This window comes from Pseudoalteromonas sp. MMG005, from assembly GCF_018101015.1.
In the GTDB taxonomy this organism is placed as follows: Bacteria; Pseudomonadota; Gammaproteobacteria; order Enterobacterales; family Alteromonadaceae; genus Pseudoalteromonas; species Pseudoalteromonas aurantia.
The window spans coordinates 135,580-162,285 of record NZ_JAGJEK010000012.1 but is presented as its reverse complement, the minus strand read 5'-3'; the positions used below and the strand labels follow the sequence as shown (position 1 = coordinate 162,285).

At 39.0% G+C, this 26,706-nt stretch carries 24 protein-coding genes; 7 read left to right on the top strand and 17 right to left on the bottom strand.

Annotated features, from left to right (window positions below; translation table 11 throughout):
• Window positions 1-8: 8 nt before the first annotated feature.
• From J8M01_RS11225 to J8M01_RS11195, 7 genes are all read right to left on the bottom strand, one after another.
• A complete protein-coding gene (locus J8M01_RS11225; RefSeq protein WP_211058046.1) occupies window positions 9-1,085 on the bottom strand; it encodes a glycosyltransferase in 1,077 nt (358 codons plus the stop codon).
• On the bottom strand, window positions 1,082-2,581 hold the full coding sequence (locus tag J8M01_RS11220; protein WP_211058045.1) for a sugar transporter: 1,500 nt from the start codon (window positions 2,579-2,581) through the stop codon (window positions 1,082-1,084). The genes J8M01_RS11225 and J8M01_RS11220 overlap by 4 nt, the downstream gene beginning before the upstream one ends.
• Before the next feature lie 119 nt (window positions 2,582-2,700).
• Window positions 2,701-3,846 (bottom strand): glycosyltransferase, encoded by a 1,146-nt coding sequence (locus J8M01_RS11215; RefSeq protein ID WP_211058044.1) that lies wholly within the window; start codon window positions 3,844-3,846, stop codon window positions 2,701-2,703.
• Window positions 3,843-4,559 (bottom strand): acyltransferase, encoded by a 717-nt coding sequence (locus tag J8M01_RS11210; protein WP_211058043.1) that lies wholly within the window; start codon window positions 4,557-4,559, stop codon window positions 3,843-3,845. The genes J8M01_RS11215 and J8M01_RS11210 overlap by 4 nt, the downstream gene beginning before the upstream one ends.
• The gene (locus J8M01_RS11205; RefSeq protein ID WP_211058042.1) at window positions 4,531-5,916 is read right to left on the bottom strand and encodes an O-antigen ligase family protein; all 1,386 of its coding nucleotides are present in this window, start codon (window positions 5,914-5,916) and stop codon (window positions 4,531-4,533) included. Before J8M01_RS11205 ends, J8M01_RS11210 begins: the two co-directional genes overlap by 29 nt.
• Window positions 5,909-7,321: an oligosaccharide flippase family protein gene (locus J8M01_RS11200; protein WP_211058041.1), complete on the bottom strand. Its 1,413-nt coding sequence runs from the start codon at window positions 7,319-7,321 to the stop codon at window positions 5,909-5,911. The genes J8M01_RS11205 and J8M01_RS11200 overlap by 8 nt, the downstream gene beginning before the upstream one ends.
• A gap of 33 nt (window positions 7,322-7,354) precedes the next feature.
• Window positions 7,355-8,506 (bottom strand): glycosyltransferase, encoded by a 1,152-nt coding sequence (locus J8M01_RS11195; protein WP_211058040.1) that lies wholly within the window; start codon window positions 8,504-8,506, stop codon window positions 7,355-7,357.
• A gap of 214 nt (window positions 8,507-8,720) precedes the next feature.
• On the opposite strand from J8M01_RS11195, the gene J8M01_RS11190 reads away from it, so the two are divergent.
• Window positions 8,721-9,641 (top strand): glycosyltransferase family 2 protein, encoded by a 921-nt coding sequence (locus J8M01_RS11190; RefSeq protein ID WP_211058039.1) that lies wholly within the window; start codon window positions 8,721-8,723, stop codon window positions 9,639-9,641.
• A gap of 13 nt (window positions 9,642-9,654) precedes the next feature.
• A complete protein-coding gene (locus J8M01_RS11185; RefSeq protein ID WP_211058038.1) occupies window positions 9,655-10,062 on the top strand; it encodes a response regulator in 408 nt (135 codons plus the stop codon).
• Here J8M01_RS11185 and J8M01_RS11180 read toward each other — a convergent pair.
• The 4 genes from J8M01_RS11180 to J8M01_RS11165 form a co-directional block, all read right to left on the bottom strand.
• Window positions 10,051-10,959: an endonuclease/exonuclease/phosphatase family protein gene (locus J8M01_RS11180; RefSeq protein ID WP_211058037.1), complete on the bottom strand. Its 909-nt coding sequence runs from the start codon at window positions 10,957-10,959 to the stop codon at window positions 10,051-10,053. The two genes, J8M01_RS11185 and J8M01_RS11180, sit on opposite strands and share 12 nt — an antisense overlap.
• Before the next feature lie 148 nt (window positions 10,960-11,107).
• Window positions 11,108-11,539 carry an acyl-CoA thioesterase gene (locus J8M01_RS11175; RefSeq protein WP_210997544.1) on the bottom strand — a complete coding sequence of 144 codons (432 nt, stop codon included), beginning with the start codon at window positions 11,537-11,539 and terminating at the stop codon, window positions 11,108-11,110.
• Entirely contained in the window at window positions 11,536-12,363 is an 828-nt protein-coding gene (locus J8M01_RS11170) for a M23 family metallopeptidase (protein WP_211058036.1), read from the bottom strand. The genes J8M01_RS11175 and J8M01_RS11170 overlap by 4 nt, the downstream gene beginning before the upstream one ends.
• Window positions 12,356-13,216, bottom strand: a complete 861-nt coding sequence (locus tag J8M01_RS11165; RefSeq protein ID WP_211058035.1) for a 6-carboxytetrahydropterin synthase — start codon at window positions 13,214-13,216, stop codon at window positions 12,356-12,358. The genes J8M01_RS11170 and J8M01_RS11165 overlap by 8 nt, the downstream gene beginning before the upstream one ends.
• A gap of 194 nt (window positions 13,217-13,410) precedes the next feature.
• Between J8M01_RS11165 and fabA the strand changes: the two genes are divergently transcribed.
• Window positions 13,411-13,926, top strand: coding sequence for a 3-hydroxyacyl-[acyl-carrier-protein] dehydratase FabA (fabA, locus tag J8M01_RS11160; RefSeq protein ID WP_192507527.1), 516 nt, complete (start codon window positions 13,411-13,413; stop codon window positions 13,924-13,926).
• A 63-nt stretch (window positions 13,927-13,989) separates the two neighbouring features.
• Here fabA and rmf read toward each other — a convergent pair whose 3' ends face one another.
• The 3 genes from rmf to J8M01_RS11145 all read right to left on the bottom strand — a co-directional run bounded on the left by rmf (window position 13,990) and on the right by J8M01_RS11145 (window position 17,420).
• Entirely contained in the window at window positions 13,990-14,160 is a 171-nt protein-coding gene (gene rmf / locus J8M01_RS11155; RefSeq protein WP_192507526.1) for a ribosome modulation factor, read from the bottom strand.
• A 1,584-nt stretch (window positions 14,161-15,744) separates the two neighbouring features.
• Window positions 15,745-16,671, bottom strand: a complete 927-nt coding sequence (locus J8M01_RS11150) for an FAD-binding protein (protein ID WP_211058034.1) — start codon at window positions 16,669-16,671, stop codon at window positions 15,745-15,747.
• Window positions 16,668-17,420, bottom strand: coding sequence for an electron transfer flavoprotein subunit beta/FixA family protein (locus tag J8M01_RS11145; RefSeq protein WP_192507524.1), 753 nt, complete (start codon window positions 17,418-17,420; stop codon window positions 16,668-16,670). The genes J8M01_RS11150 and J8M01_RS11145 overlap by 4 nt, the downstream gene beginning before the upstream one ends.
• 175 nt (window positions 17,421-17,595) lie before the next feature.
• On the opposite strand from J8M01_RS11145, the gene J8M01_RS11140 reads away from it, so the two are divergent.
• Window positions 17,596-19,245: an electron transfer flavoprotein-ubiquinone oxidoreductase gene (locus tag J8M01_RS11140; protein WP_211058033.1), complete on the top strand. Its 1,650-nt coding sequence runs from the start codon at window positions 17,596-17,598 to the stop codon at window positions 19,243-19,245.
• A gap of 121 nt (window positions 19,246-19,366) precedes the next feature.
• Window positions 19,367-19,846 (top strand): acyl-CoA thioesterase, encoded by a 480-nt coding sequence (locus J8M01_RS11135; RefSeq protein ID WP_192507522.1) that lies wholly within the window; start codon window positions 19,367-19,369, stop codon window positions 19,844-19,846.
• A 267-nt stretch (window positions 19,847-20,113) separates the two neighbouring features.
• Here J8M01_RS11135 and J8M01_RS11130 read toward each other — a convergent pair whose 3' ends face one another.
• Entirely contained in the window at window positions 20,114-21,196 is a 1,083-nt protein-coding gene (locus J8M01_RS11130) for a two-component system response regulator (protein ID WP_211050941.1), read from the bottom strand.
• A gap of 90 nt (window positions 21,197-21,286) precedes the next feature.
• Here J8M01_RS11130 and J8M01_RS11125 point away from each other — a divergent pair, with 90 nt between their 5' ends.
• The gene (locus J8M01_RS11125; RefSeq protein ID WP_211058032.1) at window positions 21,287-25,294 is read left to right on the top strand and encodes a hybrid sensor histidine kinase/response regulator; all 4,008 of its coding nucleotides are present in this window, start codon (window positions 21,287-21,289) and stop codon (window positions 25,292-25,294) included.
• Window positions 25,295-25,333: 39 nt separating this feature from the next.
• On the opposite strand, the gene J8M01_RS11120 is transcribed toward J8M01_RS11125, so the two are convergent.
• A complete protein-coding gene (locus J8M01_RS11120) occupies window positions 25,334-25,663 on the bottom strand; it encodes a hypothetical protein (protein WP_211058031.1) in 330 nt (109 codons plus the stop codon).
• Window positions 25,641-25,814, bottom strand: coding sequence for a hypothetical protein (locus tag J8M01_RS11115; RefSeq protein WP_192507518.1), 174 nt, complete (start codon window positions 25,812-25,814; stop codon window positions 25,641-25,643). Before J8M01_RS11115 ends, J8M01_RS11120 begins: the two co-directional genes overlap by 23 nt.
• A gap of 171 nt (window positions 25,815-25,985) precedes the next feature.
• On the opposite strand from J8M01_RS11115, the gene tsaA reads away from it, so the two are divergent.
• Window positions 25,986-26,690: a tRNA (N6-threonylcarbamoyladenosine(37)-N6)-methyltransferase TrmO gene (tsaA, locus tag J8M01_RS11110; protein WP_211058030.1), complete on the top strand. Its 705-nt coding sequence runs from the start codon at window positions 25,986-25,988 to the stop codon at window positions 26,688-26,690.
• The last annotated feature ends 16 nt before the right edge of the window (window positions 26,691-26,706 follow it).

Genomic DNA, 26,706 nt, shown 5'->3' with positions numbered 1-26,706 from the left:
TTTATTCCTTATGCATTAAGGCCTCGGTATAATTGGTCGTACTGCGAACTCATTTGAGAAACATCCGCGATTGCGATTGCATGTGCTCGAATAGATGGACCACGTTCTAACTTTATCGCTTTAATAAGAGCAAATGGCAGGCCACTATGTGCTGTAGGGCTTAATAAAATTCCTTGTTTAGGTGTTAGGACTTCATGAATTCCTCCCACATCACTGGCAACAATAGGAAGCCCGCAGGCCATAGCTTCTAAAATTGACAGAGGTAACCCTTCTCGTTCAGAAAACAAACAAAAAACATTAATTGCTGAATAAAAAACCTGCATGTTTTGAACGTTACCTAAAAAGTGGACGCGTGATTCCAAGCCTAAAGAGGTAACGTGTGTTCGTAAACTTTGCTTTAAGCTCCCATCCCCCGCAAGTACTAAATGATAATCACTAGGGAGGTCTTTTAAGCTCGATATTAGCGCTTTATGACCTTTACCCGGCTCTAATCTAGCCGCACAACCTACGAGCTTGATAAACTTAGGTAACCCAAGTTGATATCTGGCATGTTCCATATTGATTGCAGCGAATTGAGTACAATCAATGCCATTTAAAATGGTGTTTTGTGTTGATATAGCAGTTCTAGACGTAAAATCATCGGCAACCACTTGCGCGTCTGCAACCCAATGGATAGCACATATACGATTTAGTAACTTTGTGATCACGCGTTGCTTGAAATTATTTAAGTACCATGCATCATGAATTGTCGATACATGTCTAACCTCCTTACGCTTTAAACAAGCTAAACTTGCATATAGCATAGGTCCAATATGATGACTGTGGATCACTTCAATTTTTTTCTCTTCGATGACCTTTATCAATTTATCTACGACTGATAACTCAAACTTTGGGTTTTTATCTAAAAAAATTAAATGCTCTTCCATTTCTTGTAGTTGTGGCCAATTAGCCAAAGATTCTACTTTACTGCCTTGTAGGGCGACAATCACACTGTTTTGTGCAAAACAACTCTTTTGCATTAATGTTACTGCCATTTTCTCCAGCCCACCAATTTTCAAATGTTGTACTAAATGTAATACTCTCATGATTCTTCACCTTCTATCTGTCGACTAACCACCTGACCATTTACAATCTGGTCTTGATCAAGTCTGATAATGGGTAACACCGTCAACACAGGTTGAGCGGCGAGCTTTTCAATCGTCGCCAAGTCTTTCAAATGACTATCACAAAGTGTTGCAACAAACACACAAGCAAATCCGGTAAAAATACCCAATATGACACCCACAATTGCTGATACTGATAACGCCGTGTTTATGGCTTTAGTAGGACTATATGCTCGCTCGATAGTTTTTACTTTGTCAGGTCCCTCATACTTCACTAACTTTCCTGTCACTTTCGCCATTTCATAACGACTTAACATGTCTTTATATAATGTTTGTTTTACATCATAATCACGCTCAAGCTTTCGTAACTGCTTTTCTATATCACTGGTGATAAGCAGCCGTTGACTCAACTTAGAAGTTTGCTCTGTTAACATATCAAACTCTTGTTGATGCTGTTGAACCATGTTTTTTGCGTCTTCAAGCGCTAAGATTTGCGATACTAATACTGTACTTTCTCCATTCGAACCGGTGGATAAAGTATTTGCCATTTGCCATAGCTTATCTAAGTCCGTCACGTCTAAGTCGGTTCCATGACTCAACAATGTTTGCTGGCGTTGTTTTAAGTTGGCCAACTCCCTTGTCTTTTCGATAACTTTACTGTGTTTATCGGTATATCTTGTTTTCAATAAGCTTAAATCTGACTCCGAGCGAATGATTTTTTCTTCAAGACGTCCCAAAATTGGGTTTGCTTGCCCTAATTTACTCGCGAGTGCTTTAAGTTTTGCTTCAGCGCCTGATAAAATGACAAACTTTTGCTGTTTATCATTTATGAGCTTATCCAGCATTTGGCGGTTGCTATTTAATACGTCAGGCAACGTATCACTGTAGGTGACTTTGAACTTAGCTAGCTCGTCTTCTGACTTTTCTAATTCGCCTCTTAAAGCATCTAGCTGCTGGTAGAAAAACTGTTCAGAGGTATCTAACGATGCTTTGGTTGGCGCCAATAAACGCTCAATGAATTTTTCCACTACTTTTTCTAAAATAAGCTTCATTTGCGAAGGCTCGTGCCACTTTAAGTGTATACGGACAAGTTCATCTCCTACCAATGAAAGGGACAATCCTTGTGATAGTTTTTGCTGCACTAAATCAATTTCATGAGAAGTTGGATCGTCAGATAATAAATTAGCTTCTTTTGCTACAGAAGTGAGTACTTTTCGACTTATGACCAAGGTACGAAGAGCTGCCATTCTATTGGATAGCTCAAACGAGAAGGATAAATCATCAAGAAAGGGGTTCAGTAATGATGATTCTTCAATTAAAATCGTTGCATGGTTGGTATATTGTTTTTGTGCTGTTGCGGCAAAAAAGAACACAACAAGAGGCACAATCAGTAAAGGCACAGCAAAAAGCTTCGCTCGGCTGTATAAAGCATACAGTGCGAGGTACATTAGTCTTTTTATTTGTTCTTTTACTAGCATGACTCCCTACCTATTACTTTTGCAAATTGCAAAGCACGATTGTCGTTCTATTCGCATAATGAGAAAAATATCCAATTCTTCGTGCTTCCCTTGTAATATTGCAGAGTCTAGACCACTTTTTATTGCTCACCCTGAAATGCAATTAATTGTTGTTCTACTGAGCGTGCTTTAGCACTCCAGCTATGATTTTTCGCCAAAGACGATTGTGTTTCTTTCCAACTTTTATTTAAAACTTGATTTAACGCAATTGCGGAATCAATACGCTGTATAAAGCCACTATAGGTTGAAGCAACCAATATCGTTTCTAAATATTTGTTAACAGCGGGAAAATTGGTAGATACTACAGGAGTACCTGCAGCTAAGTATTCTTTGAGTTTGAGTGGGTCGCATGCTTGAATTTGCTGGTTATCAACAAATGGTAAAATAGACACATCCCAATGCTGAGAAAACTCAGCAAGTCGTCGGTGTTCAACAGCTTCTATGTGCGTGACATTGTTAAATGACAATAATGAGTCGATGTTATGTGTGATAGTACCGACTAAAATCAATTCATAATTGGGTCTTTCCGTTACCAATTTGGTCAACAGATCAACGTCTAGCCATTCATTTATAGAGCCATAAAAGCCAACTTTAAACCGTGTAACATGTTTTATTTCGTGCGCTATGGTGGTTGGTTTTGTGAATAACTCGAAATTTACTCCATGGGTAAGCATATAAGTTTTATGCTTTGGCATCTTGTTATATAAATGCTCGCTGATCACATATATCAAGTTTGCTTTGGCAATCAACTTTTGCTCTATAGGCGCTATCATCTTATGGTCCACGCCGGCTAACGCTGAAAAATCATCGCCGCAATAGTAAACAACTTTGTCAATAGGCCGCACATTAATCATTGTGATCGCAGTTGGGACGCTAATCCAATACAAAATAGGCTCGTTTGAATCAAAACGCTTTTTAGCAAATACAAACTCGTTGAATGATTGTACGAAAATATTGTCATGCCATGGTAGTACCGCCAAGTTATAGACAGACGGCTGGTCATTTCTACTCGCAGCAACCCCGACCTGCGCTCCACCCTTTGATTGCCTGAAAAAATTCTTTGCCTTATTGAATACACGAGACAAATCTGTAAACCTTAGACTAGGTTTTCGCATCCCAACAGAATTTATCCAGTGAACGTCATGGTCTTTAGACAATTGCTTAAATAGATGCTGAGTGCTACTTGGATGAGCGCCCCAATCTTCTCCGAAAACGACAAATTTCATACTGTTACCTCTTGCGGGATCTGCTTCACTATTTTGGCTGGATTGCCAGCTGCAATGGTAAATGCAGGAACATCTTTGGTAACAACACTGCCTGCCCCAATTATGGCCCCCTCACCAATGGTTACGCCAGCAAGCACAGTCACTCCAGTACCAAGCCATGCCCCTTTCTTAATAATAATAGACCCTATTTGTGACTCACTATCAGGGAGCCCTTGAGCCCGCGCTTTAGCATCTATAGGGTGTCCAGGGAAGCCAGCTAGAAAAACACGACCCGCGAGTCTCACATCGTCATGTAGTTCGATAGTGGTACCGATTGAGAATGCATTTTGCCAGCCTACGTCAACGTTATTACCAATTTTCAAAGTAGCGACATGAGAATCACAGTAACGACCACAAAATGTACTAATACCAGACATTCGAACATCGTCACCGATATCAACATTGAGAGGGCCTAGCATCTGCGGCAATCCACAATACAAAGATAAGCGTTTTTTACTACCACCTACCTGACTTTTAAACAAAGGCGTATAATAAAAAACCCTTAAGAGCTCAGAAAACAGTATAATAAGAAAATGATGCAGCTTAAAAAGTAAATGGTGTATACCGGGTATAACAATCATTTGAGGGTTTCGGACTTTTTTTGCTAATTTAAATAGTTGTTTAGCTAATGCACTGTCACTATTTTTAAGCCATGTTTTGAGAGAAATTACCATAATCCTTTTCCTTAGCGTTGTCAGTAGCAAGCTTTTCTAAAGCAATAGTTAAAGATAAAATAATGTATAATGGCCAAGTAAATGCCTGAGTCAAAAATGTACCGGAGACCATAAACCCAATTAGCCCAGCTTTTAAAGCGTAGGCATTAATAGCGATTTTTGGGTCAAAGTTCAGTGAATTTCTAACAATTGTTCTGTTTAAACTTCTATAAATTCCCACAATTACCAATATAAACACCATAAGGCCAACAAATCCGGTTTCACCTAAGACTTGAAACCATGTGCTATGCACCGCATGATTTTTACCATCCCAATGCGGACTATAAAAGAAGTAATTTGAATAAAAATTATTCACCCCAACGCCTGTTAACGGGTTGCTCAAAGCCATATTAATTGCAGCTTGCCACGCATAAATACGGCCCATTGCCGACGCATCGACTCCTCCTTCTGCTGCACCGCCACTTTGTCTGTCTGTAATACCTGCGAAAATGACCATGACTAACATACCAACCGCACCGATTGCCCCTACAATTATGGGGTTTTTAACTTTTTGATAGACAAAAAAACTCAGAACGGCTGCTATACCCAATAACCCTCCACGACTTTGCGTCGCGATCACGCCACTGATCACTAAGACTAAACCCGTACAAGCTAAGATTCTCCGCCATTTATGGCCATTGCTATCAAATAACTCAGCCGCTAAAAACGACACAGGAAACATTAACACCAAAGATAAGTCATTTGGATCTCCCAACTGAGAGCGAATGTCTCTTGAAATTGTGACCCGAGTACCTTCAACCAGCCCGATGCCATTGGCCTTATTTTGCAACGCAACCAGCGCAATAGATGTTCCGGATAGCATAATACCAATACGAACTAAGTTGAAATGAGACAAAGTTGTCATCCACCAACTAATCGCGAATACCATAATGAAAACTTTGGTCAAAATTCCAGCCCAGTACTCTATTGCGAGCCCTCTGTTAGATGCCGCAAAAACACAGACAGTTAACCAAATAAAGAGAGCAAAAAATAAAATATGGCAGGAGTTCCAGTGAGGTTTCAATTGCTTTGTTATAAATAAGTGCCAAAAAATTCCGAGTAATGATGCAAGCGCCAACAATTTTGGGATCTTAAACGGCATAAGTACTGGAAAAGCTTCATGTAACCTGAAGTAACTAAATAAAATGAAGAGAATAACAAAGGCTGTGCTCACTCGTACTGCTGTAAATGCAGCAAAAGGCATGACAATTATGGCAAAAGCAGCGATGGGACCTATCGTTTTATACAGTACAAGTACTAATAATGCCGCCAACCCGCCACTAATTAATAGCTGATTTGCTTTTAACCAGTCAGACATAGGCTCCCCTTTTGGGAAGGTGTTTTATACACTGAGTCACTTCCGCGCTGTATTGCTTTGCCACAATGACAAGTAATACAACGATAATTACGGCCTGATAAGCGTAAATAAAAGTTGGTTGAATATATGATAAGCAAGTTAACGCACCTAGACTTAACCAAACAATAAATAAAGACTGAAACCTATAATCAACATACTCTAGCCTTTGACTCACTAATATAAAGGCAAAACAACGGACCACTTGAACTAAGAGCAAAGAGCTCACAACCCCGTCAACTTTATAAATTGGGATCAACCAAGAAAACATACTTACCACTAATACAGCACTTATCGCATTGATATACGTGACCCAAACCCCATTGCGATATTTATAGCATGCGATATTGAATATATCGCTATGATGGCGCAGCACGACAACTAAAATTAACCCTGTAAGCCACATATCATTGCCATAATAGCTCGCAGGTAACGTGACTTTAAATATAACTGGCACTACAACCATCATTAATGCACAGAGAATTAACCCTAAATTTAGACTTCGTAGCGCCATATATCCATACTCATTTGGTTCATTAGCGAGCACATCAAATCGTTTTGCAAACCACCACATTCTAATTGGTTCAAATGTGAATGACGTCATTAACGCAAATTGAGCAGCGACAAAATAGACTGCTAATGCTCTTTCGCCTTCTAATGCAACGATGAACCAATTTTCAGCACCATTAGATGCGTATAGGCACAGAGATGAAATTAAAATCGATGTTAAAAACAAGAGATGTCGAGATTCGATTTGCCATTTAAACTGCGTCAGTGTCTTTTTTATAAGGGGAATTAATAACCATAGTGCAGCAATTAAGACTAAAGAAGCAGATATTGCTCCCGAGAGCATCACTCCCGTTACCCCAAAACCCATAAACAACAACCCAATACTTAATCCAGTCTGAAATACTCCATGAACAACAGCCAAGTAACAATAGTGTTTAGCATTGCCAACTAATCGATAATAACTGTATGGAATAGCTAACACGGACGAAGCAAACAGGTTAACAGCTAACAATCTTAAATTCGTGAGGCCCACATTACCTGGTAACAAGTTCGTTATACTTTGAGTGAATACCAAGACCACAATCAAAAAAGCGAAGCAAACCCCTATACTCACAAGCAAACAATCGCGAAAAAATGCTATTTTTTGATTATCATCTTGGTAATGCTGACGAAATAAAAGCTCTGGTAACCCTAAACTTAAAAGTAGGGAGCACACAGCTGAAATTGTAACCAAAAAATTCAAACTTCCATATTCTTGTTGCGTTAATAAACGAGTAGCAATCGGCAGCATCAAAAAGCCCAAGCCTTTCAGTACCAACATAGCAACACCATAATACGCAACTTGCTTTAGTCCACTCATGCTTATTCCTTACTGCTACTATTAATCACTAACTTATAATGCCTGTACCCAATGAGAGAGCTTTTCGGCCTGTGCTCTAGCGTTAAAATGCTTAGTAACGAAACGCTTACCGTTTTGACCCATTGTAAATCGTTGGTAAGGGGAAAGTTCGCAAAAATCTGTCACTATTTTAGAAAGGCTCATAATATCCGATGGTTTACACTTGAACCCCACTTTCTGATTGACGATTTCTTTTGCTCCCATCAATTCTGTTGTTAGGACTGCTATACCGGAGCCCATTGCCTCTTTTAAAACGAGCGGCCCAGTATCCCGATCCCCATTTTTTGCAATACAAAACGGAGCAACTAATGCTGAATAGTTTTTTGTATTTTTAGCAATCCAAGCTGGCGGCTTACGACCTAAAAAGTTTACATTTTTTTCAATACCCAATGCTTCAGCCATAAATTTCAGGTCATTCATTAAGGGCCCATCACCCACTATGTCCAAAGTCACTTGATGCTGTACCAATACATTTTTTAACGCGGGCATTAAAAACTGTAATCCTTTTTTTTCTACCAACCGACCAATAAATAATAATTTCACATCGCTGTAAGCCGATGAAGGTGATTGATTGAAGCACTCTAAATTTATACCGCAATGAAGGAGCTTAACGCGACTCTGAGCATACCGACTAAATTGATTCGCCATATCTTGACAAACTGCCACTGAAAAATCACATAGAGAGAGCTTTTGTGGTATATCAGCTTGGTTGACATAAACGTCGTGGCCATGACCAATCGACGATACCGTAATGTTCGCAAGTTTTGCCCCCACTATGCCGTAGGCGAGTGATCCATGCATGAAGTGGCAATGAAGATGTTCAATCTCTGTTAACTTTATTATTTGAGCAATACTATTGCCATAAGCAAGAAGTGATGGCGTTGGAATGGATGCCATTTTCGATGCAGAGATATATCCCCGATATAAAGCTGATAAGTTGAGACAACCCATAATCAGTGATTGGTGAGAAGGCTTTGAGATTTCTACCACATCAACGCTTGGGCTTAAAACATCAGATTTTCCCATATTTTCAAATGTGACTACCGTTACTTTATGTCCACTCTTGACTAACGCATTGATCTCAGTAACCACGAATGTTTCAGAAGCGACTGGGAAGCTTGGAACCAAAATACCAATATGTTTCATAATTTACCCTCCAACTAGGTCATGCTTTACATACGCAATTGCCATGCCGTACTTTAATCACTAATAACCTCACTGAATTGGCTATTAATTGCAATCACATTTGCAAAATGCAATGCATTCGTAGAATCTGAGATAAAAATGAACGGTTAAAGAGCAAATAAAGTTGGCGTCTTACTTGCGTATACAGGAATACAATTAATGTGGAGTGCAAATAATGAAGCCTGATATTTCTGTGATAATTCCTAACTACAATTGCAAAGCGTATCTGGGTAAAGCGTTAGCAAGCGTAATTAAGCAAACCGATGTTATATTAGAAATCATCGTTGTAGATGATGGCTCAACTGACGGGAGTGTTGAATGGCTTGAAAAAGCATCGCAAACGTACTCTAATTTAATATTGGTAAAACAAATACGGTTCGGTGTTGTTGCTGCTCGAAATAAGGCAATTTCAATTGCACAAGCAGACTATATTGCATTTCTCGACGCTGATGATTACTGGAACGAAGATAAGCTTGCCACACAACTGGCTTATATGAAATCTAACCAAAAATGTACGTTGAGTTTTACAAACTATATGCACGTTGATGAACAGTATAACAAAATCATAGATTGCTTTTCTTACTGGCCCGAATTTTATAATAAAGAACTAAAAGATACGACAAAGTATCAATATCTTAGTAATAGCCAAGATATGCTGCTTTACGCAAATGTGATTGGTACTTCTACCGTTATGGTAAAGCGTGATGCAATTCAATCTGTGATGTGTTTTGATAACGAATTAAAAAGTGCAAGTGACTGGGATTGTTGGCTAAAGTTAGCATCTGTAGGAGAAGTTGCGTACACTTATCAATGCGCCATGGATTACTTAATGCGTTCGAACTCAATTACATCAAATAGAATAAAAAGAATTGATGCTATGAGGTTGATATTAAAACGATTTGTTAGTTCTAATAATGTTGGGTGGATAACCCAAATAAAAGCAGGTGCACGCTTGAATGAGTGTTACGGAGAATATTACAGAGAAATGGGGCAAAAAGTTCCAGCGTTGATATGGGCGTTAAAAGCGTTTTTCCTATACCCCCACAGACGCAATTTAAGACACCTATTACATGATATAAAAAGCTTAACCGCATAAATTAGGAAGCACTATGCATTCGATTTTGATAATAGACGATGAAGAAGCAGTATTGAGAGCACTTGGCCGTTTGTTTAATAGAGAGTATCAAGTAGAGCAACACAGTGATCCTCTGACAGCTGTTGAAAGTATGAAAGTAAATGACTTTGACTTGGTTGTATCCGATATTCGCATGCCAAATATGGATGGCTTCGCTGTATTGAAACACTTCAAAAAACATCAGCCTAATGCAGGGAGGATACTTGTAAGTGGATATGCTGATATTGAAGACTGTCAAAACGCGGTACATGATGGACTTGCACATATGATAGTGTCAAAGCCATGGGATAATTTTGAACTTAAATCTGTTGTTAAGTTAGTCCTAGAGAATAGTGAGCTGAAAAAGAAAAATAAAGTATTGCTGACACAGTTAAAAGCTTAATTTATAGGTCAGTACAGAATGGTCACTGCCAGTAAAAGGGAAGACATCAAACTCATTGATATTTATTTCTCGACTTACTGCACAGTGATCAATTGCTAACCCACCTATAATAGCGGGTATACTTTCAACGCTGCGCCAGGTCGTGTGATAACCTTTTGTAGAATAACACCACTTCCCCAACGTGGTGTTTAAGTAACGCGACCAAAAAACAGTATTGAAATCTCCCGCCACTACCCAAAGGCTACCTAGTTCCTTTAACAGTGCTCCTACTTCAGTCAACAACTTGTTACGTTGTTTCCACAGCTTTTCATTGCGGGGGGAAGGCGGATGCAAGACGACAATGTCTACAATTCTATCAGTAACCAAAATTTTTAAATGAACGTATCCAACCTTTGGACCATCAACTTGGACAAACTGCCTGTATACAATTGGATATCTAGAAATCACAGCGACCCCCATTGGGAAACCTTCAATTTCTTTGTAACCATATCGAGAAAACAAAGGCTTTATTTTAGCAAATTGTGTTCGGTTTTTATCTGAAAACTCCAACAATATAAATAGGTCTCGGTCATCAGAGTTAAAATCAGTAAAGTGTTCAATTAGATTATTATTTGTATAGCGCAAATTAATTTGCTTTACACTTAATACATCATTTTTAACTTTAGGATCAAAGCCTAAGCTATAAAAATAATGTGAAGTGGTCAACAAACCGGATATGACTAAAGCCACACTACCTAGATATCTATTTTTTATCTGTAAAAGTACTGCTAATAAAATACAGCTCAGCAGCAACTGCCCTCTTAAGCTGTGTAAAAGGTCACCTACATAAAATGAATCTAAAGCACCATACGCTATTGCACACACTGAAATATAAACACTACACAAAAGAACGATCATAGAATCTCCTATATGGTATATGATTAGCTTTAAATTAACGTTGTGCAAATGTGAAGAGAGATTTAAGTTAAGATAAATTGTATGATGTGTTCTTTCGGTGTTGAAAGAAGGGCATAATTTTATTAACTCGAGCCCTTCCTACATCTTTTTAATTAAACCCGTCTAACATTTTTTGACATACGACAGGCGTAGGTCGATGATTGTCGTCTACCGCAACAAATGTAAAGCTGCCCGAAATAGCCAAGTGCTTATCATCTTTATGCATTCGCTCTAAATAGATTTTTACTTCAACCTTTAAACTTGTATTACCAACATGCACTACTTTCGACACTAATTCGGCAAATGTTCCTGCTGGTATAGCTTCTTTAAAGTCAACACGATCAGATGATATCGTCACCAGCGGTTTTCTACAAAATCGAGTTGCAGCAATGAAAGCAGCTTCATCCATCCACGCGAGTGCATCCCCGCCAAACAAGGTGTTGTGGTGATTTGTTCTACCCGGAAAAACCGTCTTAGTAATGGATGTTATCGACTCTTCGATACGCTTTACAATAATATTTTCTTTCTCTAAATCTGTCATTTTTTACTACTTTTGTTCGCCAGTGTGTTAATCATTAATAATTGAGGGTCTAGCCGTTCTCCAAACCAATTGAAACGCCAATCCAAATGAGGGCCTGTTACACGTCCAGTAGCACCAATGTCTGCAAAATGCTCTCCTACAGATATGTTATCTCCAACTTTTACATGTATTTTATTTAAATGAATATAGGTTGAGGTAATTCCATGTCCATGGTCAATGATGACCGTTCCACCACTGTAATAGAGATCATTATCAGAAAATACAACCGTTCCATTTAATGGAGCCCAAACAGGCGTGCCAGTCTTATTTGCAATGTCTAACCCATAATGTGGATTACGAGGCTTGCCATTAAAATACCTTTGACTGCCATAAACTCCAGAAATACGACCTTTGGCTGGCCTTAATACCGGATCTAAAAAATACACTAGGTCGGAGCTTTTGGCTCTTGCAGCTCTCACCGACTTTGCCTCAGCTCTAATACGCTCTAATACCGAATCAGGAGGAGAGACGTACTTTTTCTCGACACCAGTAATTCTATCTATATTGAAAGTTCGTGATGTAATTAGCAGTTCTGTGGAATGTAGTTTCTCATCAGTTGTTACCCATGACAATGTATGTGTTGTGGGTGCATTTCGTCCGAAGCCAAAAACAAACTGACCTTCATTCGTAACTTTTATTGCTTGTCCGTTCAACTCAACAGATTGAACTTTTTCTATTTTACCAATCACCATACCACCTTGAGTGAGGTGACCCGTTAATTCTAACGCACTTATCGTACAAGTGCTCAGTAATGCACCAGTAAAAAAGAATGCCCGCTTAAGCATATGCAATCGCTCCTTTCCCAACTCCTTCATATGCTTTAACCATTACTTTTTGCATTGGATATGACTTTTTAACTTGGGTAGCCAAATAATCAGCAATACATTCAACGGTTGTATCGCAAGGCAGAATATCACACCTGTCTTTACTTATGGCTAATTCAAAGTACCCCTGTGCGGCTTCATAAGCAAAGCAATAATCACTTGCAAAAGGCGCTACATATTTTACAGCTGCTGAATCAATCTCATCTTCTTGTGTACCTAAGTAAATATCTTCCCATTTAGCCGCCCATTCCTTCTGAAGTCTTGGCATACTGATCCCATCTAAAGAAATCCCGATCAGTGAGCGGTGCCCATGAACGATTCGCTGACAATTGCCATCATGTTTCTTTAATCCATGACTGTAATGATAGTAGAAACTCGTCGCAGGCTCTGGTCTTAACTCAATACCTATATCTTTAACGTTATTAGGCATAATCGGCATAATAACCGACTTTAAAAATTCAATAACAGACTCTTCGTTAATCGTTTTACATGGAAGCAAGCACACAGCTTCACTCGGGGCACTCATTGCTAAATGATGTTGCCCACCAAAAGTGCAGTCTAACTCTACTCGCCCATTGATATCATTAACATGCCCTTTGACATCAAGACTTGCTATCGCAAGCTTATGATCTATTGTTTCATCAATAATTTTTTTTATTTGCTTTTTAACTAATGCAAAATCTAAAACCATGGACTCATCATTGAGTTTACCATGAAGGGTTAAATCAACGATCCAGCTTTCGCCTACTGCACCTCGTTGATTACACAAGTAAGAAAAATCGATCACGGTTAGAGCATCTACAAAAAGGATCATAAACTTCCGATAAATTAGTTTAATTCTGGCGATATTATAAAGATTTTTGAGATAAAAATCGCCTATATAAGTGGTTAGAATTCAATTTAAATGCGAATTATTCTTATAGAAAATTGAAATTTAACTGTTCGGAGTTGTCTAGCGTACAAGTGTACGCTAGAGTAGCGTGGATTTTTAAGCAAAGATTGTGAACTATGGAACCAAAAAATAGCTATACAAAAGAAGAATTAGTACTTTGTGGTCAAGGCGAGATGTTTGGCGAAGGTAACTGCCGTTTACCTAGCGACAATATGCTTATGATGGATCGTATTGTAGAGATCAACGATAATGGCGGCGAGCATGGCAAAGGTCTTATCATTGCTGAACTTGATATCAACCCTGATTTGTGGTTTTTCGACTGCCACTTTAAAGGTGATCCAGTAATGCCTGGTTGTTTAGGACTAGACGCTATGTGGCAGTTAGTCGGTTTCTTCCTAGGTTGGTCCGGTGGACCAGGTCTTGGCCGCGCTTTGGGTGTGGGCGAGGTAAAGTTCACGGGTCAAATTTTGCCTAACGCAAAGAAAGTGACATATCGATTGGATATGAAACGCGTTATTAAACGTAAGTTATTTATGGGTATGGCTGATGGCACCGTTGAAGTTGATGGACGAGTGATCTATGAAGCAAAAGATTTGAAAGTCGGTTTATTCCAAGATACCAGCGCTTTTTAAATTTTTGTTTATAAACAACAAAGCCCCATATAAGGGGCTCTGTTGTCTCATGAATTCTATTTATTATGTTTTAAACATATTTCTATTATCTATGGCTTCTCGCCATCCACCAAGCCACTCAGAACGTGACTCTATTTGCTGGTATGGACATAAATCTTTAGACCGCCCCGATAATCCAGCTTTAAAACCTTGAGAATGTGCTCTTTCTAAACGGTCTCTTTTCTGTCTCTTCATAGGTAAAAATCCTCACCTTTCATATCTTCAATGATGCTGCTATCAAATTCGACAACAACATTTAACGAATAGCTAATAACGCCATAAATATCAAACTTATTCCAATTGTTAGTACATCAACTACACCTGGTTTAATGACTTTATAAGTGCTAATAATTTTTCATTCGATGTGTACCTTTCACACCTTTTATTGTTGAATATTTTAAGACTAGTGGCTTATCAAACTATATTTGATTACCTCTGAACACTGCGTTCAGCCTTTTCTAACTGAAGCCTTTACGTAAGCTCAGTATTAAATAAATCATATTCCATCATTCGGTGCAATGTCATTAACCGCAATATTTATTGCTCAAACCCAAAAAGGGATAAAAAACACAAAAACACACAAACAACCAGATAAAAGAGAAAGAAAAAGCAATACTGGAACATAGTTTATCCAATATGGTTCGTAAAAAAACATTCATCTTTTTGTCATGCATATTTCACTTAAAAAGCATTTCAATAACAGTATTTTATAGTTTTGTATCGGCTATAACGATCTCATCTTGTTTAATAAAAGCGTACAGACACTAATATTATCGCTACATCTGAGTACTTGATTTCATAACGGTCAGCGTCATGACTTGTTACTAAAGGAGAGCAAGAATAAACATAACCACTTGATATTTCTGCTGATTTTTTATTTTTTTAACTGTTGAAAAAGGCACTAATATTCTCTAGTGCCTTACTGCTTTATTTCATGAAACACGTCATCCTTGGGATACACTTCCAAATCGCTCAATAATTAGTCTAGCGTAATTTAGGCATTAGCACCATATAGAGAATTCAATTATCTTACCTCAACGTTAAGGTAACTTTAGACGACCAAAATCTATAGATTTAATGCGCTGATGTTTAGATTTCTCGAAAGTTTATACCGTATTCCAAGTAAATTTTTTATAGTTAGCACATCTATATGTAAGTAATTATCACCTGAGTAAACGTCTCACACCATTCGTGTGTTTATTCGCTAGCTTCATGTCGCTATCCACTCTATATTGTAACTTGTACTCAATCCTCATTTCCTTCTAACCGACCTCATTGTACTAACTTACAGTTTACCGCCTGATACATCTGCTATGGAGTGATGCTCAGCAATTGCTTGATTATTTTAAACCTCGATTTTGCTGCACAAATTGGTTTCTCATACTTTCACCTACTTAATTCGCACTATTGCCACCATTGCGCAAGTGGCTTAACTGGACTTCCAAACTTCTGATGCCTCGAACTTTCCATTCACGCTGTTCGCCATAATGCCGTGCGTACGTTTATATTAGCCAGCTTTATTACCAGCCTAAAATCAACTAATTAAATTCGTATATTCAAGGCATTTATGTGGAATTGAGTATGGAATTATATTTTTATTGGATCTTATCGTGAAACTTAGTCACTTTTTTTGGTTGGCATCCGGCGCTAATATTTCATTAATTTACCGGACAGGTCCCTTCGAGAGGGCGCTTAGTGACCTTCTATCTTATAATAAAAAAGCCGCGACCAAACGGTACAACGGCTTAACAATCAGAATTTAATACTTACCTATTTATTTTATAGTGCACTTTCTAATTCAGGTAGTACGTCAAACAAATCCGCTACCAAGCCGTAATCTGCAACCTGAAATACAGGCGCATCCGGATCTTTGTTGATAGCAACAATCACTTTGGAGTCCTTCATTCCTGCTAAATGCTGAATCGCCCCACTTATCCCAACGGCTATATATAAGTCAGGCGCTACAATTTTACCTGTTTGGCCTACTTGCATATCGTTCGGTACGAACCCTGCATCTACGGCAGCTCTTGAAGCACCTATGGCAGCACCTAATTTATCAGCAATACCATTCAGTAGCGCAAAATTCTCACCATTTTGCATACCACGGCCACCTGAAATAACAACTGGTGCTACATTTAATTCTGGACGTTCTGACTCTGTTTGCTCGACACTCACAAAGCTCGATAAGGTATTATCTAACGCCAAGGATAATATTTCGACTTCACATGCACTTTGTTCAGACTGACTTTCAAAAGCACTTGCTCGAACCGTGATAACCTTTTTAGCCTCGTTCGACTTAACCGTTGCAATAGCATTACCGGCATAAATAGGTCGCTTAAATGTTTCGCTGTCGATAACATCTATGACTTCTGATATTTGCGACACATCCAATAGCGCCGCGACACGTGGCAGCGTGTTCTTACCAGTAGTAGACGCGCTTGCTAAAATATGAGTATAGCCACCAGCAATCTCTACAATCAGATCAGCGGTATTCTCTGCTAATTGATATTCAAATAACGCATTATCAACAACACGTACTTTTGCAACTCCGGCTATGTTGGCTGCTGATTGGACAACATCATCAACATTATAGCCAGCAACTAATACATCAACGCCTCCCGCCACTTTAAGGGCAGCATTAATAACCTTAGCGGTCTCCGCTTTAAGCTGACCATTTTCATGCTCTGCAACGACTAATACACTCATGAGATCACCTTTGCTTCATTTCTAAGTTTAGATACGAGTTCTTCCACACTGTCAACAATCACACCGGCTTGTCGTTTACTTGGCTCTTCAACTTTTAATAATTCGATTCGAGGTGTAAGGTTAACACCTAATGTGTCAGCTTCAATGACCTCTAACGGCTTGCGCTTTGCTTTCATGATATTTGGCAAAGATGCATAGCGCGGTTCATTAAGCCTAAGATCAGTTGTGACGACTGCTGGTAGTAACAATGATAAAGTTTGTAGGCCTCCGTCAACTTCTCTTGTAACAAGCGCCTTGCCACCATCAATGACCATTTTCGACGCAAATGTTCCTTGGCTACGTCGTGTTAACGCTGCCAGCATTTGTCCAGTTTGATTATTATCGGAATCAATTGACTGTTTGCCTAAAATAACCAATTCCGGTTGATGTTCATCAACAAGTTTGGCGAGAAGCTTTGCCACATGAAGAGATTCTAATTTGGCGTCGGTTTGAATATGAATTGCTTTGTCTGCGCCAAGTGCCAGTGCTGTACGTAATTGCTCTTGGCATGCTTTATCACCTATTGAAACCGCAATAACCTCGGTCGCAGTCCCCGCTTCTTTTAACCTTATTGCTTCTTCTACCGCAATTTCACAGAATGGATTCATTGCCATTTTTACGTTAGTTAAATCAACATCAGTGTTATCTGGCTTGACTCTTGCCTTTACATTGTAATCAATCACGCGTTTGATTGGCACAAGTACTTTCATAGTTACTCCATCATCTGGTTATTCATAACGCTGACGCCAACGTCAACATATTTATTTTATAGATTCAGACTACTTCCTGTTGACGTAAACGTCAACCTAAAATAACCTTAGTTTAACTTTATACAAACTAAAGTCCTGCTTTAGTTAAAATACCGTCAAAGATAATGAGGTAATTATGGTTGAACGTGAAACCATGGAATTCGATGTAGTAGTTGTTGGCGCAGGCCCTGCGGGACTATCTTGTGCAATTAGACTTGCACAACAAGCACAGGAAAAAGATCAAGAACTCATGATCTGTGTCGTTGAAAAAGGATCAGAGGTAGGCGCACATATTTTATCTGGTGCTGTATTTGAAACAAAGGCTCTTGATGAATTACTTCCCGACTGGGAAAAAATGGGCGCACCAATCACCACAAAAGTCATTCAAGATGACATTTATCTATTTAAAGATGAGCAAAAAGCCTTATCCATTCCACACATAGCAGTTCCTAAAACGTTTAAAAACCATGGGAATTATATTGTTTCTATGGGCAATGTATGTCGATGGTTAGCTGAACAAGCTGAAAACTTAGGCGTAGAAGTATTTCCTGGGTTTAGCGCACATTCGATTATTTGCGAAGATAACCAAATAAAAGGTATTATCACTGGTGATATGGGCGTTGACAACAACGGACAACCTAAAGACAGTTACATGCCTGGCATGGAATTACGAGCTAAATACACAGTGTTTGCTGAAGGATGTCGCGGTCATTTAGGTAAACAACTTATTAAACAGTTCAAGCTTGACGAAAATACCAGTCCACAACATTATGGACTTGGGTTTAAAGAGATTTGGCAAGTTCCACCTGAACAACATAAGGAAGGTACTGTTGTCCATGGCACTGGCTGGCCACTTACAAGTGATACCCATGGTGGTTCATTTATGTACCATGCAGAAAACAATCAAGTTGTTGTTGGACTCATTGTTGATTTAAACTACTCCAACCCTTACCTAAGCCCATTTGATGAATTTCAACGTATGAAGCACCACCCAGTATTTAAAAACACGCTGCAAGGCGCTGAGCGGGTTTCTTATGGCGCGAGAGCAATCGCCAAGGGTGGCTTTCACTCATTGCCAAAAATGCATTTCCCTGGGGGATTACTCATTGGATGTGATGCTGGTACCTTAAATTTCGCAAAAATAAAAGGCAATCACACCGCAATGAAATCAGGTATGATTGCAGCAGATTCAATCATTGAAGCCCTTGCTTCTGAGTCACCGGCTTCTGATCTCAGTACCTTCACTGAAAAATTCAAATCGAGTTGGCTGTATGATGAGTTATATCAATCTCGGAATTTTGGCCCTGTGATGCACAAGTTCGGCAAAATTATCGGTGGTGCATATAACACGTTAGATCAAAACTTATTTTCTGGGGCATTGCCCTTTACGTTCAAAGATAATCTCGCTGATCACGATACTTTAAAGTCAGCACGAGATTCAGTAAAAATTGACTATCCAAAACCCGACGGCACACTCAGTTTTGATAAGCTTTCCTCTGTGTTTCTTTCCAATACGAACCATGAAGAGTCACAACCATGTCACTTACAATTACACGATCCAGTGATCCCAATTAAGGTCAACTTAGCGCAATTTGACGAGCCGGCACAGCGTTATTGCCCTGCTGGGGTATACGAGATAACCGAAAACGATAGCAATGAACCTCAATTTGTTATTAATGCTCAAAACTGTGTACATTGCAAAACATGCGATATTAAAGACCCGAGTCAAAATATTACATGGGTGACGCCCGAAGGTGCGGGTGGCCCAAATTACCCAAATATGTAAACCCATCTTCAAAATTCCAAACTGCGGGGCCTAACGGCCCTTTTTTATGCTCAGATGAATTGACGCAAAAATTCAAATTTTGCATATACTTAAATAATAATTTAAGTCTCAGGGGCATAAAATGGACAGTAAATCAGAAGTGGTTTTTCGGTTTTTAGCAGAACCTACCGACGTTAATTTCGGCGGGAAAGTACATGGTGGCATTGTAATGAAATGGATCGATCAAGCAGGCTATGCGTGTGCGGCTGGTTGGAGCGGCAGTTATTCAGTGACTGTGTCGGTCGCGGGTGTACGCTTTAAGCGCCCTATTTTAGTAGGCCAAATTGTAGAAGTCTCAGCAAAAATTGCCCATACAGGCAAAACGAGTATGCAAATATTTGTGCGAGTAAGGTGTGGTGACCCCCAGAAACAAGTATTAACCGAAAGTAACCACTGTATTATTAGTTTCATTGCAATGGATCAAGCTGGCTACCCTATTCCCGTCCCTCTGTTTGAACCCTCCACAGAAGACGAAAAAAAGCTAGAGCTTTATGCGATAAAAATGAAAGAAATCGCGATAGAAACAGAGTCTTTGCTACATCGCACGATAGAAGACGAGTAACCTTCTTATCTATACCTTATAGCCGTGTCAATCTTGTGCGGTTATTTAGTTAATCTCAGGTTTGGATAAGGGTTTTGGAATAGAAAATGTTTTGTAAACAAACTTACGTGCAACCCAATGATGATATTTTGTTCAATATCAAGGCGCTTTTATGCAGTAATAGCAGGCTATTACAAATGAAAGCAACGCCGAGAGTGAGAAAAATAACTTTATTGGGCAAATTCGCTTATCCAGAGCTGAGGTTAGTTACTAGCAACGCATATTGGGTTAACCATCGGTATACTTCTGTGCAATTTCGTAAAATTCGGTTTCTATTTCAAAGAAGGCGTCAATCATGTCAGGATCAAAATGAGACCCTCGACCCTCTGCAATTATTTTCATTGCTTGTTCATGGGTCATCGCATCTTTATACACCCGCTTACTAATCAGTGCGTCATAAACGTCAGCAATGGCCATTAACCTCGCACTCAAAGGGATTGCTTCCCCCTTTAATCCATCAGGGTAACCGCTTCCATCCCACTTTTCATGATGATAATGTGCAATCTCTTTCGCTACTTTCAAAAACGTATCATCTGCCCCCATTTCCGACTCAGCATTTTCAATGGCCTTAAATCCAAAGTCGGTGTGTTGTTTCATCACCTCAAATTCATCAAAATCTAATTTTCCGGGTTTTAATAATATATTGTCAGGGATCCCAACTTTACCAATGTCATGTAACGGCGCAGATTTATAGAAAATATTGATGAGCTTAACGGTTAACTGGTCTTTATATTTATCCTTTTTATGCAGTTTATCAGCAAGTAACTTTACGTATAACTGCGTACGACGAATATGATTACCAGTTTCTTGGTCTCGGGTCTCTGCCAAACTCGCCATCGCAGTGATAGTCGCATCTTGAAGCTTAGACATTTCTTCTGTTCTTTTTATTATCTCTTTTTCTAAAAAGGTGTTTTGATCTTTCAAAAAATCTCGAGTCCGCTTATTTTGTATGTGCGTTCGAACCCGTGCTTTTACAATGGGTGGACTGATTGGCTTGTTGATATAATCACACGCGCCTAATTCAAACCCTTTTTCCTCATCTTCAACACTGTCTTTGCCCGTTAAAAATATAACGGGCAAATCTTGTAAAGCATCTTGAGATTTTATATGTGTAATTACTTGATAGCCATCCATATTTGGCATAACAACATCTAATAAAACAATATCTATTTTTTGTGAAGTAAGTAGCTGTAACGCTTGTTCTCCACTTTTAGCAACTACAACCCGGTAGTCTTCTTTCAGAAGTTGCGACATTACTGCTAAATTTTCCTTCGCGTCATCCACAACCAGTACAGTGTACTTATCTGACATTACTGAGCCTGCTTTGTTTACATATTATTAGCCAATATCATCATATTAGGTCTATTCTTGTGATCGTGCCAAAAAGTTAGGTTATTTTCTATGATCAGTGTACGTACTTTATTTATATCTATATTTTCAGTGATGTTTAGTATCAGTGTCGCAATTCAATATATTGCATATTACATGCAGGAAAAGGAAACATTAGAGCAACATGATAGCAAACAACTGTTGGAGCTAAGTGAGCTCACACAAGAACTAAAACAAAGCTCTGATCAACTAACTAACTTCGCCCGAACTTACGCTTTAACAGGAAACACACGTTGGTATGAGCTATTCCAGTATGTCCTCAATGTTCGAGATGGTAAAGCGCCTCCACCAAATGAATTAAGCTTTAGTTATTGGGATGCTTTGGCATCCCCTTATGCCTCCCCTCCGGATATCTCAAGTAGCTTCAATGGCCCATCAATTATAGAACGTTTTGAGATAGTTGGAATTGATGATTATGAACTCAGCCAAATGAAATTAGCCTTAGCGACATCTGATGCGCTTGTCAGTATGGAGCGTCACGCATTTTATTTAGTTGCAGGGATGCAACAAGACATATTCGGAAATTGGACCGTTCAAGGTGAGCCCAACTTGCCAGCGGCACAACGTTTACTTTTTAGTGATGAGTATTTTATCGAAAAAGCTAAAATTATGGCTGCCATAGACGATGCTCATTGGCATATGGCAAGCAAACTAAAAACCCGAATTATCAATAACGCGAATGATTTAATATGGGCGCATCAACTACAAAAAATAATGAGTATAATTTTAATAGTCAGTATTGCATTATCGTTCTACTTACTTTGGAAAATGTATATCAACCCTGTTTCTAAGATGCAAAAGAAGGTCGTCTCCCACGTTGAAGAAGACGACTATGATTTTAAGCTTGATACTCAAACACAGGGGGAGCTCGCAAACTTTTCACGCGCAATGAACACGTTACTTCACAACATTTCTAAACAACTGCAATTTAATACCATAATGAAAGACTTTGGACTTGCGCTAAGAGGAAAAAACTCCGCCAAAGAGTTAGGTGAAGAGCTCATGCAGTTTCTTGGCCGTAGGCTATCCGTTCCTCTGCTTGGACTCTATGTCTTCAACGATGCCAAGCTATTTCGCGTCGCAGGTACTGGGTACTGTAAAAAATCCCCTACTTATTATGATAACTATGATTCAATTCATTTTCATGTACTCAGTAGCAAACAAACTTATTCTATGTCGTTGCAAGAGTCTCAATATGCTATCGAGCTCAATGGAGAGAGCTTATACCTGTCTGAACTCTATTACTTCCCTCTGATGGTCAGCAATGAGTGTGTGGGGTTACTTGAATTAGGTAGTCTAAAGCCAGTTTCAGAAAAAGATTTTGAATGGGTTGAATCCGTTATTCAAGATTTGGCCATTAGTTTGCAACTCACTCAAAATATTGAATTACAACGCAGTACAGAGAAAAAAGTGCTAGAACAACTTGAACTTAATCGGCAGATCATCGATGCAATTCCAAACCCCATGTATTATCGCAATCGTGATGGCGAGTATTTGGGTGTAAATTCAATTTTTCATGAATTCATAGGTACGTTTGACGCTGATGTAATTGGCGCTGTTCCCAGTGAGATTTTTAGCAAGAATATTGCACAACAGTTTGTCGAATCTGAGCAAGCTCTATTAAATGAACCTGGCAGCCATAACTATGAGTTAACTTTAATTAATATCGAAGGACAACCTAGAGATGTGGTGATTTACGAGGCGACCTTTTGTAATGCTGATGGTGAAGTAGCTGGCATTGTCGGCTTAATCTTAGATGTGACCGAACGTAAAGAAATGGAACAACAATTAATTGTTGCAAAAGAACAAGCTGACCAAATGAGTACAGCTAAAGGCGAGTTTCTTGCCAATATGAGCCATGAAATCCGAACTCCAATGAATGCAATTATTGGAATGAGTCATTTGGCACTTAAAACAGACCTTAACACGCAACAACTCGGATATGTCACAAAAATAGATCAAGCCGCGAAAAACCTGTTAGGGATCATTAACGATATTCTCGATTTTTCTAAAATAGAGTCGGGTAAAATGACCGTTGAGTCGGTTAGCTTTCTGCTTGATGAAGTAACAGACAACGTAGTGACAGTTAATGCTGTCAAAGCACAAGATAAAAACCTAGAGCTACTGCTTGATGTCGCCCCTGATATACCAATAAGCTTAATAGGAGACCCTTTGCGATTAGGGCAAGTCTTAATAAATTTGTGTGGCAACGCCATTAAATTTACTGAAACAGGCGAAATCGTTATCGCAATTACAGTTGCGAAACAGAACAACGATAATGTTGTACTGAGGTTTAGCGTTAAAGACAGCGGCATAGGTTTATCCCAAGCACAACAAGAAAAGCTATTCAGTGCGTTCTCTCAAGCAGATGGTTCAATTACCCGTAAGTATGGCGGTACTGGTCTCGGTTTAAGTATTTCCAAAAATCTCGTTGAGCTTATGGGCGGGGAAATTGGGGTAATCAGTGAAGTCGACAAAGGCTCGGAGTTTTTCTTTACTGTGCAATGCGGCCTCCAAGAAGCGAAAGTCAGAAATTTTGTTTGTCCTGAAGCTAATCTCAAAGATAAAAAAGCTTTGGTAGTAGATGATAATGACAGCGCGCGGGCTATATTATACAACCTGTTAAAAGCTATGGGTCTGACGGTCAATAGCGTAAGCAGTGGAAGAGAAGCGGTGAGTGAGTTAGAAGTCGCTAAGTATGACTTAGTCTTTATGGATTGGAATATGCCCGGCATGAACGGAATAGATACCATAAAACATATACGTAATATGGCGATTGCAGAGCAGCCAGTGATCATTCTAGTGACCGCCTATGGAAAAGAAGTGGGCATGAATAAAGAAGTATCCACCCTACTGGATGGGTTGATTATTAAACCTGTTAACGCTTCCATACTACTAGACACAATAATGGAATGTTATGGCTTACAGCGACCATCAGAGCATCATGTTAGCCCAGTTTCTGAAATAGAAAATGTCGGTTTTTCAGGTCAACGTATTTTATTAGTTGAAGATAACATCACAAATCAAGAAGTTGCATACGAAATGCTGCAATCCGTCAATTTACATATAACGATTGCCAATAATGGCCTCGAAGCCCTGAATATGGTACAAGCGCAACCGTTCAATTTAGTGTTAATGGATATGCAAATGCCAGTTATGGATGGGCTCACTGCAACGCAAGAAATTCGTAAAACCAAGCCACTTGATACACTGCCCATAATCGCAATGACAGCAAATGCAATGCAAGAAGACATACATAAATGTACCCAAGCAGGTATGAATGCTCATATTGCAAAGCCGATAAACTTTGATACGATGCTAGCAACTATCCACGCTTGTCTAGAACCCACACAAATACCACAAAATATACCCCCAACTGGTACTATTGATAACGTTGAAATAGAGACACAAAAGATAGCAGTAGAATCGTTTACATTGGATGGAATTGCCTATGCGGAAGGTATTAAACGTATTGGTGGAAACGAAAAAGCCTATTGGTCAATTTTAACTAAATTTATTAAAAACCAAATAGAAGAAATGATTAATTTAGAGCAAGCACTGATAATTGGTGATACAGAGCACGCATCTCGGATTGCACATTCGTTAAAAGGATCTGCAGCCAATTTATGTGCGACTCGTCTCGCTGATATTGGTGGGTTATTTGAATCAACAATCGACAGTGGTGGTAGCGTAAATATGAATGATATTCACGACATTATTGCCTATTTAAAAGAAATATCTATACGCTTAACTAAACGCCCTAATTATGAGGCAAAAAAACAAGAGCCTGAACCAACCGATAAACTAAATAAACCCCTAATAATCCAACGTTTAAAGTTGCTTACTGACCTGATAGACTCTAACGATGTCGAAGCGATTGAGACCGTTAATGAACTAAACGGCCTTCAGTTTATGTCTAGCGATGACTCTTGTGAGCTAGAAGAGTTAATTAACGACTTTGAGTTTGTCCAAGCGAAAGAGTTAGTTATTAAGATAACAGATAGGTTCAACGCAAATTAATAGGTTAATTTCAAATTTTTACCGTCAGTGTTTATTAATTTAGGAATATGCGTACTGTAACGCATTGCGTGCTAACCCGTAAACTGTATGATTAAGCATTGGCGCAATATCGCTAGGCGCTTTGTGCTCACCTTCCATATTACACTGCAGTTTGTTTTTGGTTAATTCGAGAATTTCTTCATAGCTTTCAGCAGATGTATCTGTACTTACAAATACGGTATATAGCTCTAACAACTCATTCTTGTATTCTAATAAACTTAGGTAAAATTCATATCTAGCTTGCACAGAGTATTGCTGTAAGCTAGATTCACAACAACTAAATAGTAGCTTTTCGAAACAATCGACCTTATTTTGGCTCGTTCTTATCATTTTGACTTTTCAACGCTTCAGTTAAACTCTTGCTTTGGGAAAGTAAATTACGTAGCTCATTTGCTCTTCCTCCTAACAACTCGATGTAACTATCTTGTTCAGTCTCGACATGGCTAGGAAACTTTAACGTTGGTTTTTTGTTCTCTGTCATAATCTAATTATCAGCTTTAAATCTACTTGTCTGCATTGGTTATAAGATTATCCGCATATAAAGAATAATGATATTACATGGCATTACGCCCTATTTCACATTGGTTAATTTTTTATTCCCAAGTACAATAGTGACAGAACTATGACTTAGATAAAAACGAACCGAGAACTTGTGGACAATTATCAAATCGTGCCTATTGGCCATATAGAATCACCTTACAAACAAAAATTTGCCATTCCCCGTCAGCCTAGGTTAGTGCCACAGGCAAAAGCAAGACTCATTTTCACCAAAGACTTTAACCGAGAAGAGTTTGTTAGGGGCATTGATGAGTTTAGCCATTTATGGCTGTTGTTTCGGTTTCACGAAACCGCCGACAAAGGTTACTCCGCATTAGTACGTCCTCCTCGCTTAGGCGGAAATGAAAAAAAAGGCGTTTTTGCTACCCGCGCAACATTTCGACCTAATGGTATAGGTATGAGCGCGGTAAAATTAGAAAGTATTGAATATAAAAATGGCCAACTTGCTTTGCAGCTCTCTGGTATAGATTTACTTGATGGCACCCCCATTATTGATATAAAACCCTATTTGCCGTATTCCGATGCAATGACTGACGCAAGTGCTGGTTTTGCTGATACTCGCCCTGAAACCCAAATGACAGTGGCATTCAGTGAACAAGCTGACTCGTACATTTCTCAGCAACAGCAATACCCTGAATTACGTGCTTTTATAACGAATGTGTTAAAGCAAGACCCCCGTCCAGCTTACAAAAAACAAAAGCAACAGACCCAGTTTTATGGTATGACTTTATACGATTTTAACATCCGCTGGCAGGTTGATGAAAACCACAACCAGGTCATTGAGATTTCCAAACAATAGCGACATAGAATAATTA

Bases quoted from the DNA above. Each gene is read 5' to 3' on its own strand.
- J8M01_RS11195 (WP_211058040.1), bottom strand. From the start codon at position 8,506: ATGAAACATATTGGTATTTTGGTTCCAAGCTTCCCAGTCGCTTCTGAA.
- J8M01_RS11175 (WP_210997544.1), bottom strand. From the start codon at position 11,539: ATGACAGATTTAGAGAAAGAAAATATTATTGTAAAGCGTATCGAAGAG.
- rmf (WP_192507526.1), bottom strand. From the start codon at position 14,160: ATGAAGAGACAGAAAAGAGACCGTTTAGAAAGAGCACATTCTCAAGGT.
- J8M01_RS11120 (WP_211058031.1), bottom strand. From the start codon at position 25,663: ATGATAAGAACGAGCCAAAATAAGGTCGATTGTTTCGAAAAGCTACTA.
- J8M01_RS11125 (WP_211058032.1), top strand. From the start codon at position 21,287: ATGATCAGTGTACGTACTTTATTTATATCTATATTTTCAGTGATGTTT.
- J8M01_RS11170 (WP_211058036.1), bottom strand. From the start codon at position 12,363: ATGCTTAAGCGGGCATTCTTTTTTACTGGTGCATTACTGAGCACTTGT.
- J8M01_RS11225 (WP_211058046.1), bottom strand. From the start codon at position 1,085: ATGAGAGTATTACATTTAGTACAACATTTGAAAATTGGTGGGCTGGAG.
- J8M01_RS11165 (WP_211058035.1), bottom strand. From the start codon at position 13,216: ATGATCCTTTTTGTAGATGCTCTAACCGTGATCGATTTTTCTTACTTG.
- J8M01_RS11205 (WP_211058042.1), bottom strand. From the start codon at position 5,916: ATGTCTGACTGGTTAAAAGCAAATCAGCTATTAATTAGTGGCGGGTTG.
- J8M01_RS11190 (WP_211058039.1), top strand. From the start codon at position 8,721: ATGAAGCCTGATATTTCTGTGATAATTCCTAACTACAATTGCAAAGCG.
- J8M01_RS11150 (WP_211058034.1), bottom strand. From the start codon at position 16,671: ATGAGTGTATTAGTCGTTGCAGAGCATGAAAATGGTCAGCTTAAAGCG.
- J8M01_RS11200 (WP_211058041.1), bottom strand. From the start codon at position 7,321: ATGAGTGGACTAAAGCAAGTTGCGTATTATGGTGTTGCTATGTTGGTA.
- J8M01_RS11145 (WP_192507524.1), bottom strand. From the start codon at position 17,420: ATGAAAGTACTTGTGCCAATCAAACGCGTGATTGATTACAATGTAAAG.
- J8M01_RS11220 (WP_211058045.1), bottom strand. From the start codon at position 2,581: ATGCTAGTAAAAGAACAAATAAAAAGACTAATGTACCTCGCACTGTAT.
- J8M01_RS11215 (WP_211058044.1), bottom strand. From the start codon at position 3,846: ATGAAATTTGTCGTTTTCGGAGAAGATTGGGGCGCTCATCCAAGTAGC.
- J8M01_RS11135 (WP_192507522.1), top strand. From the start codon at position 19,367: ATGGACAGTAAATCAGAAGTGGTTTTTCGGTTTTTAGCAGAACCTACC.
- J8M01_RS11130 (WP_211050941.1), bottom strand. From the start codon at position 21,196: ATGTCAGATAAGTACACTGTACTGGTTGTGGATGACGCGAAGGAAAAT.
- J8M01_RS11180 (WP_211058037.1), bottom strand. From the start codon at position 10,959: ATGATCGTTCTTTTGTGTAGTGTTTATATTTCAGTGTGTGCAATAGCG.
- J8M01_RS11140 (WP_211058033.1), top strand. From the start codon at position 17,596: ATGGTTGAACGTGAAACCATGGAATTCGATGTAGTAGTTGTTGGCGCA.
- J8M01_RS11210 (WP_211058043.1), bottom strand. From the start codon at position 4,559: ATGGTAATTTCTCTCAAAACATGGCTTAAAAATAGTGACAGTGCATTA.
- fabA (WP_192507527.1), top strand. From the start codon at position 13,411: ATGGAACCAAAAAATAGCTATACAAAAGAAGAATTAGTACTTTGTGGT.
- J8M01_RS11185 (WP_211058038.1), top strand. From the start codon at position 9,655: ATGCATTCGATTTTGATAATAGACGATGAAGAAGCAGTATTGAGAGCA.
- J8M01_RS11115 (WP_192507518.1), bottom strand. From the start codon at position 25,814: ATGACAGAGAACAAAAAACCAACGTTAAAGTTTCCTAGCCATGTCGAG.